16 protein-coding genes and 3 pseudogenes are annotated in these 17,176 nt (G+C 60.9%); 12 read left to right on the forward strand and 7 right to left on the reverse strand.

Going from position 1 to position 17,176, the window contains the following annotated elements; genetic code table 11:
- Positions 1-765 (reverse strand): substrate-binding periplasmic protein, encoded by a 765-nt coding sequence (locus tag AC3WOG_RS24740; protein WP_492580530.1) that lies wholly within the window; start codon positions 763-765, stop codon positions 1-3.
- 153 nt (positions 766-918) lie between these two features.
- On the opposite strand from AC3WOG_RS24740, the gene AC3WOG_RS24745 reads away from it, so the two are divergent.
- The 5 genes from AC3WOG_RS24745 (at position 919) to AC3WOG_RS24765 (ending at position 4,723) form a co-directional block, all read left to right on the forward strand.
- Positions 919-1,737: an IclR family transcriptional regulator gene (locus AC3WOG_RS24745; RefSeq protein WP_341316587.1), complete on the forward strand. Its 819-nt coding sequence runs from the start codon at positions 919-921 to the stop codon at positions 1,735-1,737.
- A 364-nt stretch (positions 1,738-2,101) separates the two neighbouring features.
- Positions 2,102-2,383: a hypothetical protein gene (locus tag AC3WOG_RS24750; protein WP_492580531.1), complete on the forward strand. Its 282-nt coding sequence runs from the start codon at positions 2,102-2,104 to the stop codon at positions 2,381-2,383.
- Positions 2,384-2,500: 117 nt separating this feature from the next.
- A complete protein-coding gene (locus AC3WOG_RS24755; RefSeq protein ID WP_492582437.1) occupies positions 2,501-2,713 on the forward strand; it encodes a zinc-binding dehydrogenase in 213 nt (70 codons plus the stop codon).
- Positions 2,714-3,038: 325 nt separating this feature from the next.
- Positions 3,039-3,608, forward strand: a complete 570-nt coding sequence (locus AC3WOG_RS24760) for a glycine zipper 2TM domain-containing protein (protein ID WP_492580532.1) — start codon at positions 3,039-3,041, stop codon at positions 3,606-3,608.
- A 419-nt stretch (positions 3,609-4,027) separates the two neighbouring features.
- Positions 4,028-4,723 carry a phosphatase PAP2 family protein gene (locus tag AC3WOG_RS24765; protein WP_492580533.1) on the forward strand — a complete coding sequence of 232 codons (696 nt, stop codon included), beginning with the start codon at positions 4,028-4,030 and terminating at the stop codon, positions 4,721-4,723.
- Positions 4,724-4,930: 207 nt separating this feature from the next.
- On the opposite strand, the pseudogene AC3WOG_RS24770 reads toward AC3WOG_RS24765, so the two are convergent.
- Positions 4,931-5,077, reverse strand: a pseudogene (locus AC3WOG_RS24770) (tyrosine-type recombinase/integrase); the annotation flags it as partial.
- An 80-nt stretch (positions 5,078-5,157) separates the two neighbouring features.
- Between AC3WOG_RS24770 and AC3WOG_RS24775 the strand changes: the two are divergent.
- Complete coding sequence (locus tag AC3WOG_RS24775; RefSeq protein ID WP_492580534.1) at positions 5,158-5,532, forward strand: VOC family protein; 375 nt, start codon at positions 5,158-5,160, stop codon at positions 5,530-5,532.
- Positions 5,533-5,676: 144 nt separating this feature from the next.
- Here AC3WOG_RS24775 and AC3WOG_RS24780 read toward each other — a convergent pair whose 3' ends face one another.
- Positions 5,677-6,450: an SDR family oxidoreductase gene (locus AC3WOG_RS24780; protein WP_492580535.1), complete on the reverse strand. Its 774-nt coding sequence runs from the start codon at positions 6,448-6,450 to the stop codon at positions 5,677-5,679.
- A gap of 249 nt (positions 6,451-6,699) precedes the next feature.
- On the opposite strand from AC3WOG_RS24780, the gene AC3WOG_RS24785 reads away from it, so the two are divergent.
- Positions 6,700-7,620, forward strand: coding sequence for a LysR family transcriptional regulator (locus tag AC3WOG_RS24785; protein WP_492580536.1), 921 nt, complete (start codon positions 6,700-6,702; stop codon positions 7,618-7,620).
- A gap of 28 nt (positions 7,621-7,648) precedes the next feature.
- On the opposite strand, the gene AC3WOG_RS24790 is transcribed toward AC3WOG_RS24785, so the two are convergent.
- Entirely contained in the window at positions 7,649-7,774 is a 126-nt protein-coding gene (locus tag AC3WOG_RS24790; protein WP_492582561.1) for a hypothetical protein, read from the reverse strand.
- Positions 7,775-7,823: 49 nt separating this feature from the next.
- Between AC3WOG_RS24790 and AC3WOG_RS24795 the strand changes: the two are divergent.
- Together AC3WOG_RS24795 and AC3WOG_RS24800 are read left to right on the forward strand one after the other, a co-directional pair.
- Positions 7,824-8,114: pseudogene (locus tag AC3WOG_RS24795) on the forward strand (alpha-hydroxy acid oxidase); the annotation flags it as partial.
- 214 nt (positions 8,115-8,328) lie between these two features.
- Complete coding sequence (locus AC3WOG_RS24800; RefSeq protein WP_492580537.1) at positions 8,329-8,562, forward strand: hypothetical protein; 234 nt, start codon at positions 8,329-8,331, stop codon at positions 8,560-8,562.
- A 272-nt stretch (positions 8,563-8,834) separates the two neighbouring features.
- Here the strand turns inward: AC3WOG_RS24800 and AC3WOG_RS24805 are convergent, their stop codons facing one another.
- Both AC3WOG_RS24805 and AC3WOG_RS24810 read right to left on the reverse strand, forming a co-directional pair.
- A complete protein-coding gene (locus AC3WOG_RS24805; RefSeq protein ID WP_492580538.1) occupies positions 8,835-9,545 on the reverse strand; it encodes an SDR family NAD(P)-dependent oxidoreductase in 711 nt (236 codons plus the stop codon).
- 104 nt (positions 9,546-9,649) lie between these two features.
- Positions 9,650-10,402 carry an SDR family oxidoreductase gene (locus AC3WOG_RS24810; RefSeq protein WP_492580539.1) on the reverse strand — a complete coding sequence of 251 codons (753 nt, stop codon included), beginning with the start codon at positions 10,400-10,402 and terminating at the stop codon, positions 9,650-9,652.
- A 189-nt stretch (positions 10,403-10,591) separates the two neighbouring features.
- Between AC3WOG_RS24810 and pdxR the strand changes: the two genes are divergently transcribed.
- On the forward strand, positions 10,592-12,121 hold the full coding sequence (gene pdxR / locus AC3WOG_RS24815) for a MocR-like pyridoxine biosynthesis transcription factor PdxR (protein WP_492580540.1): 1,530 nt from the start codon (positions 10,592-10,594) through the stop codon (positions 12,119-12,121).
- 274 nt (positions 12,122-12,395) lie between these two features.
- On the opposite strand, the pseudogene AC3WOG_RS24820 reads toward pdxR, so the two are convergent.
- A pseudogene (locus tag AC3WOG_RS24820) lies at positions 12,396-12,538 on the reverse strand (IS66 family transposase); the annotation flags it as partial.
- A gap of 672 nt (positions 12,539-13,210) precedes the next feature.
- Between AC3WOG_RS24820 and AC3WOG_RS24825 the strand changes: the two are divergent.
- Together AC3WOG_RS24825 and AC3WOG_RS24830 are read left to right on the forward strand one after the other, a co-directional pair.
- On the forward strand, positions 13,211-14,677 hold the full coding sequence (locus tag AC3WOG_RS24825) for a hypothetical protein (RefSeq protein ID WP_492580541.1): 1,467 nt from the start codon (positions 13,211-13,213) through the stop codon (positions 14,675-14,677).
- 803 nt (positions 14,678-15,480) lie between these two features.
- Positions 15,481-17,169 carry a sialidase family protein gene (locus AC3WOG_RS24830; RefSeq protein ID WP_492580542.1) on the forward strand — a complete coding sequence of 563 codons (1,689 nt, stop codon included), beginning with the start codon at positions 15,481-15,483 and terminating at the stop codon, positions 17,167-17,169.
- The last annotated feature ends 7 nt before the right edge of the window (positions 17,170-17,176 follow it).

The raw sequence follows: 17,176 nt of genomic DNA on the forward strand, positions 1-17,176 counted from the left end.
TCATTCCACTTGCCATTTCTTGATGATCTGCGTGAGCGTGCCGTCCGATTTGATCTTGCGGATGCCGGCGTTCAGCTTCTCGAGCGTCTCGTTGTCGCCCTTTCTCACGACGAAGCACAATTGGCCTTTCACGGACGGCTGATAGCCATCGACGAGACGCAACTGCGGATTCGGATTCTTCTGCAACTGATACGCGATGATCGGATGGTCGCCGAAGCCCGCCTTGATGCGCCCGAGCGCGACGTCGCGCATGATGTCCGCGACCGAGTCGTAGGTGCGCACTTCCTTGAAGATGCCTTTCTTGTTCAGCGCGTCGACGAACGCCGTGCCCACTTGCGCGCCGACGACTTCGCCCTTGAGATCGTCCATCGATGTGTAGGTGTTCTTGTCGTCGGCCCGCACGATGAGACCCTCGCCATACGAATAGACCGTGTCCGAGAAATCGACGATCTGCTGGCGGGCGGGCGTCTTCAGCATCGCGGCGGAGATCACGTCGATTTTCTTCGTGGTGAGCGACGGGATGAGCGCGGCGAACGTGGTCTGTTCCACCTTCACGTCGAAACCGGCGGCCTTGCCGGTGGCCGTGATCGCATCGACGAGCAGGCCCTGGATCGAATTGCTCTTCACGTCGAGGAAGGTGAACGGCACGCCGGTGGCGGTGGCGCCGACCGTATACGACGGCGCGGCTTGCGCCAGACCCGGCGTTGCTGCGATGACCAATCCGGCAATGGCGGCGCCGGCAATACGCTTGACAAACTGGATCATGAGACTCTCCGCGACAGTAAGAGACAGCAGTTGAGGTATCGGTAGATAGCGTGTGGGAATCATATTCGAGTCAAAAATATCGAATAACATTATTTGCGTATCGATATTCGATATGTTAGTGTCGAGCATAACTATTCACAATTGGGTATTTCCATGAGCGGCAAAGGCGCGGAACACGCAAATGAGGCGGCGGCGCTGGAAGCGCCGGACGCGCTTTTCAACCAGTCGCTGGAGAAAGGCATTGCCGTGTTGCGCGCTTTCAGCGCGCAACGCCGGACGATGAGCCTGCCGGAAGTGGCCGAGGCGACTTCGATCACGAAGAGCTCGGCGCAGCGGATGATCTACACGCTCGAAAAGCTGGGTTACGTGCGCAAGCATCCGCGCACGAAGCGCTATCAACTCACGCCTCGTGTGATGCAGATCGGCTTTAACTATGTCGCTGCGGATACTCTGATCGACGTCGCCAATCCGTTTCTATCCGAACTCACGAACCTGACTGGCGAGACCACGAGTCTTACTGAACCGGACGGCGTCGAGATGCTGTATGTCGCGCGCTTCGTCTGTACGAAATTCGTGCCGATCCACATGCCCATTGGCAGCCGCATTCCCATGTATTGCACCGCTTCCGGCCGTGCCTATCTCGGCGCGCTTGCCGACGACGAAGCGCGCGCGCTGCTCGAAGCAAGTGAGCGCGTGGTGCATACGCAGTACACGGTGACGGACATTGGAGAAATCGAGGCGCTGCTTGCGCAGGGGCGGCGCAATGGCTATACGTCGAATCGCGAGGAACTGTTCATCGGCGACATGACGATCGCCGCACCGGTGCTGGATGGCGAGAGAAGGCCGGTAGCATCGGTGCATGTGGTCGCGCCGACCAGCCGCTGGACGCTCGCCGATGCGGAGCAACGCCTGGCGCCGGCGGTGATCGATTGCGCTCGTGGGATCAGCAATTCGATTCGGACCTTGGGGTAGGTCGATGCGGCGCTATTGCCCGGCATAACCCACGGGTGCGGTGTATTTGCCCTATCCCGCTCCTCTACAATCAGACCGTGGCTCCTGCTGGCGCGAAAGCTTTGTAACTGACAGTCACGCTTACGTAATGCGATGCAAGGCGATGGCCGGTTCGCCGGCGGTAAAAACGAACGCATGTTTGGACGTTTCGTTTCCATGCGACGCGCGTCTTTGCCGACCGGTTAGCGATCAGGGGGAACAATTCGTTACAAGTTCGCGTTGAAGCAGGCGTGGCAACGATCCACACTGCGTTCGATCAACAAACGACGGCTGCGCGTGACGTGGCCAGCCGGCAGCGTATTGCTGCTTTGTCTAGGGGGATAACATGAAACGTTTCTTTATTGTCGCCGCGTTCGCAAGTATCGGAATCGGAGCGTCGGGACTTGCGAATGCTGTCGACGTCGGGGTCGGTATCAACATTGGCGTACCACCGCCCGTCGTGGTCGCACCGGCGCCGGTGGTCGTCGTGTCGCCGGGTTGGCAAGGCGACCGTTACTGGGACGGACGCCGCTACTGGGATCGCGACGAATGGGAAGAGCATCGTCACCATCACGGGCATGGGCCCGATCATTGTCCGCCGGGGCACGCGAAAAAGGGCGAGTGCTAAGCTGCGTTTCAGAATACGGCCGCGAGGAATGACGCAAGTCCGTTCCAGCGGCTGTTTTACCGACTCTGGCAAGTCCTGGCGCCAGGTGGCACCATCGTCAGTACCGCCGAGCCCGACATCGCCGCGCGTACACCGGCCGGTTTCAAAGGCGTGTGGTTCATGATGAAACCGGACTACCAGCAACTGCAAAAGAATGCCGACGCGGTCGGCCGCGGCGTCTTGCGGTCGACGATCGCCGAAGTGACCGACCTGTCCGGGCTTGCTGCTGCGATCGAGCGAAACAGGACTGGGCATGCTCCTGGCAAGATCGTTCTCGACATGACCCTCTGATTCCGTGCGTCCATTTACCTGCTGACGCAGCCGGCGTCCATTCGTCACGTTCCCTGGTCGGCCTTATAACAGAAGGAATCCTTATCATCAGGGGAATCGGTCTTATGGATCGGCTGTCGAGGCGACTTCGCTTCTGGTCTCGGTCCTTGCACAACGTATCCGGCTGCAGCATCCGCCACAGCACCCACTGCGTTGAGCGCTCGCAGCGGAACAATTTACACACTGTTACGCGGCGCGGTGAAAATATTCGGCAACACTTCCTTATACTCCATACCGAACCTCAACTTCGCCTGCTGACATGCGGCGTCAGGATGTCGAGAGCATCATGTACAACACTCAATTTGCCAAACCAATCTTCTACATCGCGCTGTGCGCAGCTTTGCCTCTGAGTGGGTGCGTGGTTCCTGGACCCAACATGCCGTACGGTTCGAATCCCGCGCAGCCAGCCTATGCGCAACCCGTGTACGCCCAGCCGGCTTATGCGCAGCCCGCCTATCCCCAGCCAGTCGATAGTTCAAGCGCCTATGGGCCCGCGAGCTCTGGTTACGGCGTTCAGTACGGCGTTATTTCGGCAATTCAGCCTCTTGCCGCTGCCAATTCGCTGAGCCCGGGAAGCGTAATGGGCACAGTGGTCGGCGCGGTCGTCGGTGGTGTGGTCGGCAATCAGTTTGGGGGCGGACATGGCCGCGACGTTGCGACCGTAGTGGGCGCGCTCGGCGGCGCGGTGGCCGGCAATCAGATCGCGAAGCAGTACAGCGGTTCGACCGCGAGCGCTTACCGAATCGTTGTGCAACTCAATGACGGATCGTCGCGCTCCTTCGACGTGTCCACACCCGGCGACCTCCGTCCGGGCGACCGCGTACGGATCGACGGTAACCGGCTGGACCGTTCCTGATCGACCTGCGTGCCGCTATGACAGGTTCCTGTGCCGCGCCGGGTTTTTCCCATTGGCGGGCCAGTCGTTCCGACGCCGCACGCGCCGTCCAGTATTCCCTGACCCCGGAGCACGGTGAGTTGCCCGCTTCTGCATACGCACTGACTGGCGTGTGCCTGCGCCAGGATCGCATGCGCGTATAAATCTGCTCGAAATCAGGCGACGGCTAATCCGGCGTCGCGTCTCTGCGCTCTATCCCGTCACTCAGGATGCGAGAGCCGCGATAGAACTTGTAGTTGTTCTAATCATAGCCATCGCCTGATGGCAATGCATAAAAGTAGGCGATCCACGCCTGTGGGTCGTGACACGCATCGAGCAGTTCGATTCAGGTCGGTTTCCCCGGCGGACTGACTGTTGCACATCGAAACGGAGGTGTTGAAATGAACAGTTTCGATACATGGATCCAGGTTTTCCTGACGGACCACGCTCTTCGCTCGGCGGCGATGAATCACGCAATCAGGGTGGTCGCGGGCCAGATTATGTTCAAGGGCCTCGTACTCATACCCATCTTGTGCTGGTTGTGGTTCAGACCCAGTCAGCGTACTGAATGGGAGCGTGAGATGATCATCGCAACGATCGTGAGCGGCCTTCTGTCGCTTGCCGGCGGAAGGCTTCTTGCGTACTACTTGCCGTTTCGGCTGCGGCCGCTCTATAACGCCGAGTTGCACCTGGACTTTCCGTCAGTCGGTCTGCAGGAGGCCGTAGTGCGCACATGGAGCTCCTTTCCGAGCGACCATGCGCTGCTGTGGATGTCGATTGCGACAGGCATCTTTCTCATCAGCCGCCGTGCCGGCGTGTTCGCGCTGCTGTACACGGCCGTCTTCATATGCCTGCCGCGCGTCTATCTTGGGTTGCACTATCCGACCGATGTACTCGCGGGCGCGGCGCTCGGTATAGCCATCACCTATATGGCGACCCGGGACGCTGTCAGGGCGCGTTTTGCGGCGCCGATCCTGCAATGGATGAACAGGTCTCCCGGGCCGGGTTACACGTTGGCGTTTCTTTTGTGTTTTGAACTGATTACCCAGTTCGACGAACTGCTCCTGTTCTTGCGGGCGGGCTTAAAAGCGTTATGAGCGTGCGGGATTGCCTTGCTGCTGCGGCGTCGGCGATCAAGGATAAGCCGTCGCGGAGCGGGGTTCCATGCAGAGTTCTGAGGGCTACAGGGTGTCGAGCGGAATGACGCATGAGTGACTCAAACGGGTTGAGTTCGGCCCTTCCTGAACTTCGCAGATCGGCCATTTGCGGTCTTTCGCCGCGGTCTGCTTTGCGGTTGCCCGCCTTCAAGGCAACGAGCCCAGTGGGTTCGGCACGCCTCCACCGCCAACCTTCAGCACGTGCGTATAGATCATCGTGGTGGTCACGTCTGCGTGCCCGAGCAACTCCTGAACCGTGCGGATGTCATACCCCGACTGCCACCGGTGGCTACTTGTGGCTACGTGTGGCAACATCGCGGTGATCTCTAAATCACGTTAGGCCTCGCGCAGGCCAACACACTTCAGGAGAACTCATGTTCGACCACGTCAAATTCGGAGTCAGCGACTATGCAGCGAGCAAAGCGTTTTTCCTCAAGGCACTCGAACCGCTCGGCGTAGCTGTTGTCTCGGAGGGGCCACCGACGTACGGTGTCGAGCTTAGCCCACAGGGTAAGGCTTCGTTGTGCCTGTACCAAACCGAGGAGAAGCCGGCGCATCTTCACTTGGCGTTCATGGCCGAGAATCGCCAGCAAGTCGAAGCTTTCTATCGCGCGGCTCTGGAGGCGGGTGGCAAAGACAATGGTGCGCCTGGTCCGCGCCCGCACTACCACGCGAACTACTATGCAGCTTTTGTCATTGGTCCGGACGGGCACAACATCGAAGTGGTTTGCCACCAACCCGAGGCCTAACCCTTCCATCGAGCGGCCTCGCGAGGCTAGGCCGCCTCTCATGTCAAACGTTGAGCGTCCGTTATTCGGCGGTCTGCTGGGCGTTTCGAGCGCCCGCTATGGGTCGATCCAGTCGCTTACTAACCTGGTCGCTCATTCGCTCGCTTATTTCGTCGTATACCCGCCGTTGATCAGAATGGTCTGCCCGGTGATCCACCACCCGTCGCTGACCAGATGGCGGATGAAGGGCACCACATCCCCTGGGTCGGTCAAACCAGTCGTGGAGAACGGTGAAAGTGCGGCGGCGGTCTTGTGGTAAGCCACCGCGTCCGCGCCTTCGGCGGGATAGAAAAACGGCGTATCCATGGGTCCGGGTCCGATGGCTGTCACCGAGATGCCGCGCGCGCCGAATTCCTTGGCCGCCGCGCGCGTGAAATGCTCGACCGGCGCCTTGGTGCCCGCATAGGCGGCGTAGAACGGAGTGAACGCGCCGAGCAGCGACGTGACGAGCGTGACGATCTTGCCGTTGTCATTGACGTGCTTGCCTGCTTCTTTGAGGAAGAAGAACGCGGACTTGGAATTTACCGCCGTCATTTCATCGTACTCAGCCTCCGTGATGTCCACGAACGGCTTCTTCAACACCTTGCCTACCGTATTGATTGCAATATCGGGGCGGCCGACGGCGGCGACGACATCAGAAAACAGCTTCTCGACCGCGCCGGCCGAGGTCAGATCGGCCTGGAAAGCGACCGCCTTGGCACCCGCCGACTCGATCGCGGCAAGTGTCTCGTCTGCTGCGGTCTTCGAGCTCGCGCTGTTGTAGTGGATCGCCACTGCTCTAGCGCCTTGTGCGGCGAGATCCCGTGCAATCAGTCCACCGAGATTTTTCGCTCCGCCCGCAATCACGACGGTTTTGCCTTTGATGCTGTGGTTTGTCATGGTTCATCCCCAGTACCGAAGCCGCCCCATGCAGCCTCTCATCCTGCTGAATGATATATTCCAGGAAATTCATTTAAATCTACTGTTTCTGACATCACTGGTCAGAAAAGTCGAACAGTGGAAAAGGGTGTCTGGACATGACGGCGAACGAGACCGGCGGCGCGCGCGCATGCCGGACCGACGGACTGCATCCCGCGCAGCAAGCTCGATACGACGTCGAGCTGCGCGCTCGCGAAGGTGAGAGCGAACGTGGATCGTATTGACCTGTTTCGCGTCTTCGCGCGCGTTGTCGAATGCGCGAATTTCACGCGCGCGGCGGACACGCTCGGTTTGCCTCGCTCGTCGGTATCCGCGGCGATCCAGGAGCTGGAAGGCCGGATCGGCGCCCGGCTGCTGCATCGGACAACGCGTAAGGTGTCGCCGACCGAGGACGGCGCTGCGCTCTATGAGCGCTGCCTGCGCCTGATCGCCGATGTCGAGGAGACCGAGAACCTGTTCCGGCAGACATCGGTAGGACCGAGCGGCGTGCTGCGCATCGACGTGCCAGGCCGTGTAGGCCGGCTGATCATCGCACCCGCGCTGCCGGAATTCCTCGTCGCCTATCCGAAAATCGACGTCGCGCTCGGCCTGACCGATCGCGCGATCGACCTTGTCGAAGAGCGCGTCGATTGTGCGCTGCGCGTAGGCAAGTTGCACGATTCCGGCATGATCGCGCGGCCTATCGGCAATCTGCCGTTGATCAATGTTGCGAGCCCTTTCTATTTGTCCCAGCGCGGCACGCCCCGCACGCCCGGCGACCTGGCAACCCACCAGGCCGTCCACTATGCGTCGCCATCGAGCGGCCGTATCACGCCCTGGGAATCGCTCGACGGCGAAACCGTGAGGACGTTGCCGACGCAAGGCCGAGTGAGCGTCAACAGCGCCGAGGCGTATATCGCGTGCTGCCTTGCGGGACTCGGCTTGATCCAGATTCCTGCCTACGACGTGCAGCAGCATCTGCGCGCCGGCGAACTGATCGAGGTGATGCCCGAATACCGGGCGGCGCCGATGCCGATGACCTTGCTCTATCCGCATCGGCAGCATCTGTCGCGCAGAGTTCAGGTGTTCGCCGACTGGCTCGAGGCGCTGTTGAAAGGGCAACTCGTCGGCGATGCGGGCGCAAGCAAATGAAGCCGGCAGAGGGCGCCTGACTGGCGCCTCAGGCGGACGATACGCCCTGGTGACTCCGATACATTTCCAGCGTTAGCGCCTCGCCGTCGTGCGTCAGCTGGATGGCCGCACCTTCAGCCGCTCCTTCAGCGGACTCGACAACGCGTGCGAACATCCGTGTTTCGTATTCATTCACCGCTGCGGCCCAATTTGGACGACATGAACCGCGCGTTCATGACGCCGCCGGAAAGCATGCCGAAATATGGCTCGACGGCGGTATTCGAACGGGTCAGGACGTGCTGAAGGCTATGGCGCTGGGGGCGCGTGGCACGATGATCGGGCGAGCATTTCTCTATGGCCTCGCCGCGCTGGGCGAGGCGGGGGTCGGGCGCAGCCTGGGCATCATTGCGCGCGAGTTCGACACGACCATGGCGTTGTGCGGGTACACCGATATCAGGTTCGTGAATGCCGAGATTCTGTCGCGGACCTGTTGTTCGAAAACAGACAGTCACTGAGAGATCTGTTTGTCATAGCAGGACATCGTTTTCCTCCAGCCCTTCGGAATGCTTCGCAACAGCGCATGCGAAATATTTATTTTTATTTGTTTTCATGCGGTTAGGCGATTCTTCACGGCTCGCGATTTGAGCATGGCACACCCTATGCGTTTGTGTCTGTGAGCGCAACGAATAGTGCTCTTTCCCAAACCGAAGCAAACCCAGGAGATTTACCATGACCTCGCTGATGATCAAAGACCTCGCACATGCCGAAGAACTGTCCGCCAAGGCCCTTTCGGCTGTCCGCGGCGGCAGCAACTACAACGTCGCAAACCTCAACGCTGCGTATGGCGGCGGCTTCGCCAGCCCGGCCATCGTGGTGGCGCCGGTCACCCAGACCGACACGTACACGAAGGTCGAGATTCCCACCATCCAGAATTTTGGCGGCCTGCAGTTTGTCAAGGCATGAGCTAAAGGGCCGGGAGAGTGGCACCGACGGGATGCGGTCCGATCCTCCGACGTGCGCTCTCCGCGATGTTCACAAGCGAGCGCTGCTTCCTTCGACAGGAAATGGCGCGCCGGTCGGTTCTGGCATGCGAATAAACATTTCCGGCAACGGGATTCGGCATGGATTTCGCACGAAGAAGATTGACGCGTGCAAAGCGTGATTCCAGGAACGCTCGAATGATGTAATTGCTGTTGGGATACGAAAGGGCACCGGCTTGCAGTGCCCGAGGAAATTTAGTGACCGGCGCTCTGGCCGCCGTCGACGTGCAGGATTTCTCCCGTGATGAACGGTGCGGAATCAAGGAACAGAATCGCGTCGGCGATATCGCTCATCTCGCCCATGCGCCCGAGCGGATGGAAGGCGCCCAGCGCTTCATGGGTTTCCGGCGCGTGCATCGGCGACTTGATGATCCCCGGTGCGACGGCATTCACGCGAATACCTTTCCTGGCGTACTCAATCGCCAGCGACTTCGTGGCGGCGTTCAGACCACCCTTCGTCAGGGCCGCCAGCATCGAATACACGCCGCTGATTGCAGCGTCAACGGTGCTGGAGGTCACGCTAACCACGTGGCCGCTCGAATGCCTTTCCATTTCGGCGATGGCGAGTTGCGTGATGTGATAGAAACCCGCGATATTCACATTCACTACCGCGGCGTAGTCTTCGGCGGTATGTTGGGTGAAAGGCTTTCCGATGTATATGCCGGCGTTGTTCACCAGCGTGTCGATCCGGCCAAATCGTGCAACGCCTTCGGAAATGACACGGCGGGCGGTTGCCGGGTCACCAATATCGCCGGCGACGGTCAGGATGTTCGCGTCGTCCGACGGCTTGACCGAACGTGCGGTCGCAACAATGCGGTAGTCGAGCTTGCGAAACGCCTTGACGACTTCGGCGCCTATGCCTTGCGATGCGCCGGTAACGACGACAACCTTTTGTGACGTGCTCATGCTTTACCCAGAAAATTTTTGTTCGGCTTCAACGCCGATCGGGCCGAAGGCGCCGATCAACGCAAATGTGGACACGTTGATTCAGGTTTCGCATAAACCTGCAATCAAGCCTTTTTAGCCTGCGCCAGCCATTGGTCGAGACTGAGGCGGCCGATCCGCGCGTCACCGAGCGGCACGAGCGACTGTTCCTCGACACGGCCACCGTAGTACCGCGCCTCGCGATCCATCACCACCGGGCGTGGGTCGCCTACCGATTTCAGATAACGCGTGATGATCTCCGCGAAAGGCGCGCGGTCCGGGCCGGCGATCTCGACCGTGCTGTTCAGCGGCGCGGCGAGCGCGATCTGCGCGAGGATCGCCGCGACGTCGTCCGCGGCGATCGGCTGAAACAGGCCGTCGCCGACGCGCACCGTGCCGCCGTCCGTGCCGAAATCCGCGATACCGCCGATGAACTCCATGAACTGGGTCGCGCGCACGATCGTGTACGGCACGCCCGCCGCTTCGATCACCTCTTCCTGCGCGACCTTGGCGGTGAAATACGCGTTCTCCGGCGTGCGGTCGCAGCCGACGATCGACAGCGCGACGTGATGGCGCACGCCTGCGGCCACTTCGGCCTTGCCGAGATTGCGCGCGGAGGCGCGGAAGAAGTCGAGCACCGCCTGTGGCTCCCATGACGGCGCATTCGTCACGTCCACTACGACGTCCGCGCCCGCGAGCGCGTTGCTCAGGCCTTCGCCCGTGACGGCGTCCACACCGGTACGCGGCGACGCGGCGAGCGCATCATGGCCCGCCTCGCGGAGCAGCGTGACGAGACGCGAGCCGATCAGGCCGGACCCACCGATTACGACGATCTTCATGGCAGATTCCCCAGATGAAAGTAAATGAACGCGCGGCGCGACTGGCGGGTGTCGTATCGGGTGAAAGTGTTCACCGCCGTCGCATCGCGTAAGGCTATTGTGGAAAAATCATGCTCTATCGAAAAGTGCCAAGAATTGTCGATTCGACTAGTCCAAGTCGTTTCCGCGCTCCCTGCCTGCGAGACTGTCATGACCGTACCGACTCCCGCATTGACCATCGAAATCGATCGGCAGCAGCAGTTGCCGATCTATCTGCAGATCTGCGAGCGCTTCAGGACCGCGATCACCGCGGGGCATCTGCGTCCCGGCGATCGCGTGCCCGCGCTGCGTGGCCTCGCCACGCAGCTGAACACGGCGCGCGGCACGGTCGAGCTCGCCTACACGATCCTCGTCGACGAGGGCTACCTGCAGATGCGCGGCGCGGCGGGCACGTTCGTATCGCCGTCGCTGCCGGCATCGGTGATGCGTTCGTCGCGTGCGCAAGGCGTTCAGGTCGCGTGCGGTAGGCAGAGCACTGAAGGAACGGGCACGCCGCAGACGCCAGGCGAATCGCTTGGTGGTCAATCAGCTCCGCGCCAGTTAGCCATCGCCGTCGCCATGAGCGGCGAGCCGCGGCCGTTGCAACCAGGGCTGCCCGCGCTCGACGCATTTCCGGGCAAGGTATGGAACCGGCTCGTTTCGCGTCGCGCGCGCAGTGGCGAACTTGCGATGCTCGCGTACCCGGATCCGGCCGGATACCGGCCGCTGCGCGAACATATCGCCACCTATCTCGGGCTGTCGCGCGGTGTAACCTGCCTGCCGGAACAGGTGTTCGTTACCGGCGGCTACCGTGCGACGCTCGAACTCCTGTTGCGCAGTCTCGCCCGCCCGAACGATCGCATGTGGTTCGAGGATCCCGGCTATCTGCTCGCGCGCGGTTTTCTGGCCGAGACCGGCGTGCAGCTTGTGCCGGTGCCGGTGGATAGCGAAGGGATCGACGTCGAGCGCGGCACACTGCTGGATGCGCAGGCGCGCTTCGCAGTGGTCACGCCGTCGCATCAGAGCCCGCTCGGGCACACGCTGTCGCTCACAAGACGCATGGCGCTGCTGGACTGGGCAGAGAAAGCGTCCAGCTGGATCATCGAAGACGACTACGACAGCGAGTTCCGTTATCTGGGCCGGCCATTGCCGGCTTTGAAGAGCCTCGACCGGCGCGATCGCGTGATCTATTGCGGCACGTTCAGCAAGGTGATGTTTCCCGGTTTGCGGCTCGCGTATGTAGTGGTGCCGGAGCGAGCCGTCGATCGCGTCGGGCGGGTGGCGCGCAGCATGAACGCCGGATCGCCGACGCTATTGCAGGCGGCCGTGGCGGATTTCATTGGGCAGGGGCATTTTGCGCGGCATCTGAAGCGGATGCGTGCGTTGTACGGCGAGCGGCGCATGCTGATCGTGCACGCGCTAGAGCAGGCGTTTGGCGAACGGCTGATTGTCGACTTGCCGCCGGGCGGAATCCAGTTCGCGGCGCGGTTCGCCGAAGGCCCCGATGGCCCGGTCGACGACGTCGCCGTCGCCACGCGCGCCCGCGAGGCGGGCCTCGCGGTGCTGCCGCTTTCGATCTGGTACGCGAATGGCCGCGCGCGGCGCACGCTGCGCGGCCTTGTGATGGGCTTCGCGAACATCGCCGATGCGGGTGACGCAGGCCGTCTCGCGCGAACGTTGCGCGCGTGTCTGGACGGTTGACGCGCGGGGCATGTGTCCAGATCTCGAATAGGCGCTGCGCGGTACGCCTTCGCACGATGCGACAAGGATGCTTTCGGAACGCATCCCGTCAGGCGTGCTTTATGCGCGCGGCGCAGCCGTACCTGCCGCCATGCTCGCACGCTGCCGGCCACTTGCGCGGTTCACATTGCGTATGCCCTTTGTATGAGGCAGCACGCGGCCAAGATGCGACATTCGACTGAGCCGCATAGATCGTCAACAATGAAAAATCGCAAGCGTCCGATCAGGGCCGTTCTTTGGCGGTCGCGACCAATGTGTAGATCACGACAATTCGTTCGCCGCCGCTGTGAAGGCCGAAGTGCAGAAAGTTTTGCGCCCGAGGGCCACGACCCGCAACGCTCGTTCAGCAGCGTTATTGCCTATTTCGAGCGCTCCATCAAAGGAAGCAATCGGCCTTTCGGCCGAGGGCAACGTGGCGCGATCAAACGACGGCGACGCCGTTACGCCTGCAACCTGACGCAACTTTGCCGCTGCTGCGACGACGATCGGCGACTTCTTCAGCCTGCCTTCAGGTAGTGCGCGAATACAGCCGGGTGTTGCGGCAAGTACGCGGAGCGCTTCATACGCGCTTGCTTCGTAAGCTTGCTCTGTCGTGGAACCCACCCCGCGGTCGTATCGCCAACTTGTGAATCTCCGGTCGCCCGTCGCGACGCAATCCGCGCGAGGCATGGATCACGTACAGGTTGCGACGACGAACTTGGAGCGACAGTGAGCACTGTTACCGCCGGTTGCCGACCTCGAAAAGCTTTCCACGGGCGCGCAATGGACTCCGACAGGCATGACTGCCGCTGCATTCTTTAGCCGCGCCCGGAATATCTCATCCTCCAACCCGTTTACTCAACACGTCTCTCACGGCATCCGATTTGCCGATTTCACCCAGCTACATCGCATCGCGGGTTGCCCACCGCGAGGCAGCGTCATGCTCTGTGACAGGCGACCCGCTGCCCGACCATGGACACCCCGCTACTCAACTTTCAATGGAGGTTAAGCCACACATCATTACCTAACTGCAGATCTGTCCGTCGAAGCGGGTCAACCTCAGGAGGAGTCATGAAATCGTTATTCAAGCCCCGCAGCTTCAGACCACTGGTTTCTCGTGCTGCCAGCCTGTCCGCTGCCGCCTTCATCGCCGCGTTGGCCGCAGGCCAGGCATGGTCGGAACAGCCGCCGCCACCTTGCCATCCGAATCCGAACGCTGCCGCTGACGGCGCGCTGGTGCGTCAGCGCGGCGACATCGCGCAGCTGCCGGACTCGCTGCAGGATCTCCTCCAAAGGATGGCCGAGCGGCCCCATTCCTATTTGCCCATTCAGGCCTTTGCCGAGGCCGACAAACCGAGCCAGCTGTTCCAGTATTACCTGCTGTCCACTACAGGATTCGAACCCAATCCGTTCACGGCACGATTCCCGGGCATCAACGACCAGGCGATGCTGACGGCAACTGGCGCCAACTGCGGCTTGCCAACCATCGGTGCGGTGCGCCTGGTGGTCGAACCGAAGCCTGGGCTGCCCACTGATCCCAACAACGTTCGCGCCTTCATCGATGTATTTACCGACCTGTCATATCTGTTTGTGATTAACAACGAAAGCGGCTGGTACGAGGGCTGGATGATCCACGATTTACACGTGCCGGATGTCGCACCACCCCGACCCGACGGGCACGCCCAGTTCGGCACAATGACAGCCGCGGACGCGGCCGCCTTGCGGGCGATGGGCACACACAACAACGTGCCGGGCCGGCTGTTCACAATGGATGGCAGGGCACCGCATTTGCCCGAAGCTTCAGACCACTTCCCCGACCGCCAGACCAATATCGTGCCGATCCAGCTAAGCATGGGGGCGCTCAACTGCATGCAGCAGTCTGATTGTCACGGCTACTGGGAATTCAACTACACGACCAACTGGATCCATCCACTCTACGAGTTGCCTTTTACCGGCGGTATCCCCGGTACCTTTGAAGCCGGCAAAGTTGGCGCGCTCTCGTCACTGATTCCTGGCTCTGGACCGGCAGGCGTGAAGAACAGTCCGATCGACTATGGTGACGATCCGAACAATGCGGCTCCGCTGGGTGGTGCAGGTCCGCGCGACCCCGACCGATTCGACGCGAACGTCGATAACCAGCGGGAATACCGCCAGCGCTTCATCCCGAGCGGGCTGGCCCACGAAATCTACCTGGACACCTATGTGCGAGTGGCATCGTTCGAGCAGGGCACGCCATTCCCGCAGCGCTTGTACGACGCCTATGTGGCCGAAGTCAAACGGGTCGATACCAATGGCGACGGCGTAATATCGGCACGCGAGGGAGACGTGGATACTGCCAGCGATGGGTTCCCGGACAATTCCCGCCTGTTCTTACCGGCGACTTCGTTCCGTCGCTTTGCCGTGACGCGCGAAATCAATGACGGCTCCCTGGCACCGCGGTTCGCGCCCAGCCAGCGGGCTTGGGTACTTACTGGTGCCGCCATAACCGTAAGCCCGCCTCGGCCGGCGTCTGCGGGTCGCGATAGCGACGACCGTTGAAGGCAACTCGTCGACCTGACGGGATGCCTCCTGAGTTGCGAGATGCGTTCAAACCGTACTGTGCGCTCTCCAGGTAGACAATAGGACCGCCCAAAAGGCGGCCCTATTGACGCCAGACATTCTACAAACAGAAGCAGCCGTTGACTTCGCACATTGTCGAAGGGCCGCTGTGGGTCGCGTGCTGCCGATCGGCGACAGACAGGAACCGGGCCATCAAGAGACATTCGATTTACACGAGCGAATGGCCGAAGTCCGGCGTAGATTCGACGCTGAATATCTTATCCACGTTCTATAAAGAAATTCGCTCGACCACTTCAAGCTGGACTGCCTTCGAATATTGGTTAGCGTTGCGTGGTGCGCGTCGATCCGTGATTGGCCATCGTGTTGTGAAAAAACAATCTTGTATAGTGCGCCCGCCTTGATTCCAAAGGATTTCCTCCTAGTCCCGGTAGGAGAGGGCCGATTGCATAGTGTGGCCCATGATTTTAAAGAGAAAAATCGTCGAAAACGGAGGCATGTGCAGAACGTTCATCGCCTAGCGGGACGATGGATCACGCGGCGGTGGGGCGCCATTCTTCTGCAAGCGGCTACATGCAGTTTCTGACCCCTCTTCTGCAAGCCTTATGCCACGCCAATAGGGTTGGACGCTGCGGGACGAGTTGGCGTCCACAAAGAAATTTTCACACAACTTCGGCTGCCGCGGCCTATTTTCAAGGTGCATCTCTCGGCGGCAGCGAGCGGTGGTTTGACGGCGGGGCCAGCCGAGTGCAAAGGCGTTTCAACCCTTTTCGTCGAGGCAAAGAATGAAATCCGTTTTCAAAGGCCTATCCCGTTTTGTTTCCCGGAGCCTTGCAGGTGGCGGCGTCATCGCGCTCACGTGCGCGATCGGCCCAGGCGCCCACGCGCAAACACTCGGCCAGCTCGTCCCGGTGGCCGCAGGCGATCCATTCAGCGGATGCACTGCCGACAACGTGCACGCGCAGGAGACCGCATACGGGAGCATCCTATATCCAGCCACGTCGATCGAGCCATGGGTGGCGGCCGATCCGACCAACCCGTCTAACCTCCTCGTCGGCCACCAGCAGGACCGCTGGAACGACGGTGGCTCACGTGGACTCGTCGGCGTCGTTTCCAGTGATGCGGGCAGCACCTGGACCAATTCGATCCCGACCGGCGTTAGCGAGTGCACCGGGGGTAAATTCGGTCGCGCCTCCGATCCTTGGGTAGACTTTGCGCAAGACGGAACGGCCTTCTTCTTCTCGCTGGCGGTGGACCACGCGAAGCCGACGACTCCGTTTGGCGACCGAAACAGCGGGATGCTGGTCAGCCGGTCCGTCGACCACGGCGCGACGTGGCAAACTCCGGTTACGCTGATCCGCAACAACTCGTCGCACGTGCTAAATGACAAGAACTCGCTCACCGCCGATCCGACCGCGAACGGTTTCGTCTATGCGGTGTGGGATCAGCTGAGCGTTTTCCCGCCAACCCAGGACGGTGCTCAGTTGCTCGCGGAAAACGATGGTGTCGAAATCGCGCGCAAATTGCTTAATTCGACAGCGGTGTGCGAGCCGTTCACGAATCCGCCGTGCAAGGGCGGTGCCCCGTCCTTCAAGTTTAATTTTACCGGCCCGACCTTCTTCTCGCGATCCACAGACAATGGCGTGACCTGGAGCACGGCCGCCCCGATCTTCCAGACGGGCACGAACGCACAGACGATCGACAACATCGTACAGGTGTTGCCCAATGGGAACCTGCTCGATTTCTTCACCGCGATCAATGTCCCGTCGGCGCCGGCGGTTCTCAGCATCGGCTATATAGCGTCCACGGATAAGGGCGCGAGCTGGTCGGGGCAGGCGTTCGCCAGCAAGATTAAAGTGGTCAAAGTGGTCACTCCGGACACCGGCCAGCTGGTACGCGATGCCTCCATTCTCTACAGTGTCGCGGTAAACCGAGCCACGGGGGTAATCTATCTCGCCTGGCAGGACGATCGCTTTTCGACAGCCACCTGCACCACGCCCACTGGCTCAATCCCGATCGACGGGATCGTCTTTAGCCAGTCGGTTGACGGCGGGCTCCACTGGACGGAGCCGGTGATGATCAACAAGACGCCGGCGAATGCCACGAACCCGTGCCGGCAGCAGGCCTTCATCCCCGCGGTGGTGGCGACGGGCGACGGCAAGACGATCGTGGTGACATACTACGACTTTCGTAATGACGGGAAGACATCTGGCATCGAGGGCACCGACTATTTCGCGCTCTTCTGCTCTCCCTCCCCCTCCAAGCCGTGCACGGACCCCGCCAACTGGGGCCATGAGCAGCAACTGACCACAACCTCGTTCAACATACTGGACGCTCCGGTGGCGGGTGGCCATTTCCTTGGCGATTACATGGGCCTGGCTGCTAGCGGGCAGACCGTATACCCGGTATTCGGCATAGCCACGGGTCCCAACGTGACGGCCGAATACACCCGCCAAATCTCGAATTTGCCGTGAGCGCACC

This window comes from Paraburkholderia sp. FW306-02-B (genome assembly GCF_058782725.1).

What these genes read in the sequence shown, in the direction of transcription:
- AC3WOG_RS24800 (WP_492580537.1), top strand. Translation starts at nt 8,329, where the DNA reads ATGACCTCGCTGATGATCAAAGACCTCGCACATGCCGAAGAACTGTCC.
- AC3WOG_RS24765 (WP_492580533.1), top strand. Translation starts at nt 4,028, where the DNA reads ATGAACAGTTTCGATACATGGATCCAGGTTTTCCTGACGGACCACGCT.
- AC3WOG_RS24810 (WP_492580539.1), bottom strand. Translation starts at nt 10,402, where the DNA reads ATGAAGATCGTCGTAATCGGTGGGTCCGGCCTGATCGGCTCGCGTCTC.
- AC3WOG_RS24830 (WP_492580542.1), top strand. Translation starts at nt 15,481, where the DNA reads ATGAAATCCGTTTTCAAAGGCCTATCCCGTTTTGTTTCCCGGAGCCTT.
- AC3WOG_RS24760 (WP_492580532.1), top strand. Translation starts at nt 3,039, where the DNA reads ATGTACAACACTCAATTTGCCAAACCAATCTTCTACATCGCGCTGTGC.
- AC3WOG_RS24825 (WP_492580541.1), top strand. Translation starts at nt 13,211, where the DNA reads ATGAAATCGTTATTCAAGCCCCGCAGCTTCAGACCACTGGTTTCTCGT.
- AC3WOG_RS24790 (WP_492582561.1), bottom strand. Translation starts at nt 7,774, where the DNA reads ATGTTCGCACGCGTTGTCGAGTCCGCTGAAGGAGCGGCTGAAGGTGCG.
- AC3WOG_RS24775 (WP_492580534.1), top strand. Translation starts at nt 5,158, where the DNA reads ATGTTCGACCACGTCAAATTCGGAGTCAGCGACTATGCAGCGAGCAAA.
- AC3WOG_RS24745 (WP_341316587.1), top strand. Translation starts at nt 919, where the DNA reads ATGAGCGGCAAAGGCGCGGAACACGCAAATGAGGCGGCGGCGCTGGAA.
- pdxR (WP_492580540.1), top strand. Translation starts at nt 10,592, where the DNA reads ATGACCGTACCGACTCCCGCATTGACCATCGAAATCGATCGGCAGCAG.
- AC3WOG_RS24780 (WP_492580535.1), bottom strand. Translation starts at nt 6,450, where the DNA reads ATGACAAACCACAGCATCAAAGGCAAAACCGTCGTGATTGCGGGCGGA.
- AC3WOG_RS24805 (WP_492580538.1), bottom strand. Translation starts at nt 9,545, where the DNA reads ATGAGCACGTCACAAAAGGTTGTCGTCGTTACCGGCGCATCGCAAGGC.
- AC3WOG_RS24740 (WP_492580530.1), bottom strand. Translation starts at nt 765, where the DNA reads ATGATCCAGTTTGTCAAGCGTATTGCCGGCGCCGCCATTGCCGGATTG.
- AC3WOG_RS24750 (WP_492580531.1), top strand. Translation starts at nt 2,102, where the DNA reads ATGAAACGTTTCTTTATTGTCGCCGCGTTCGCAAGTATCGGAATCGGA.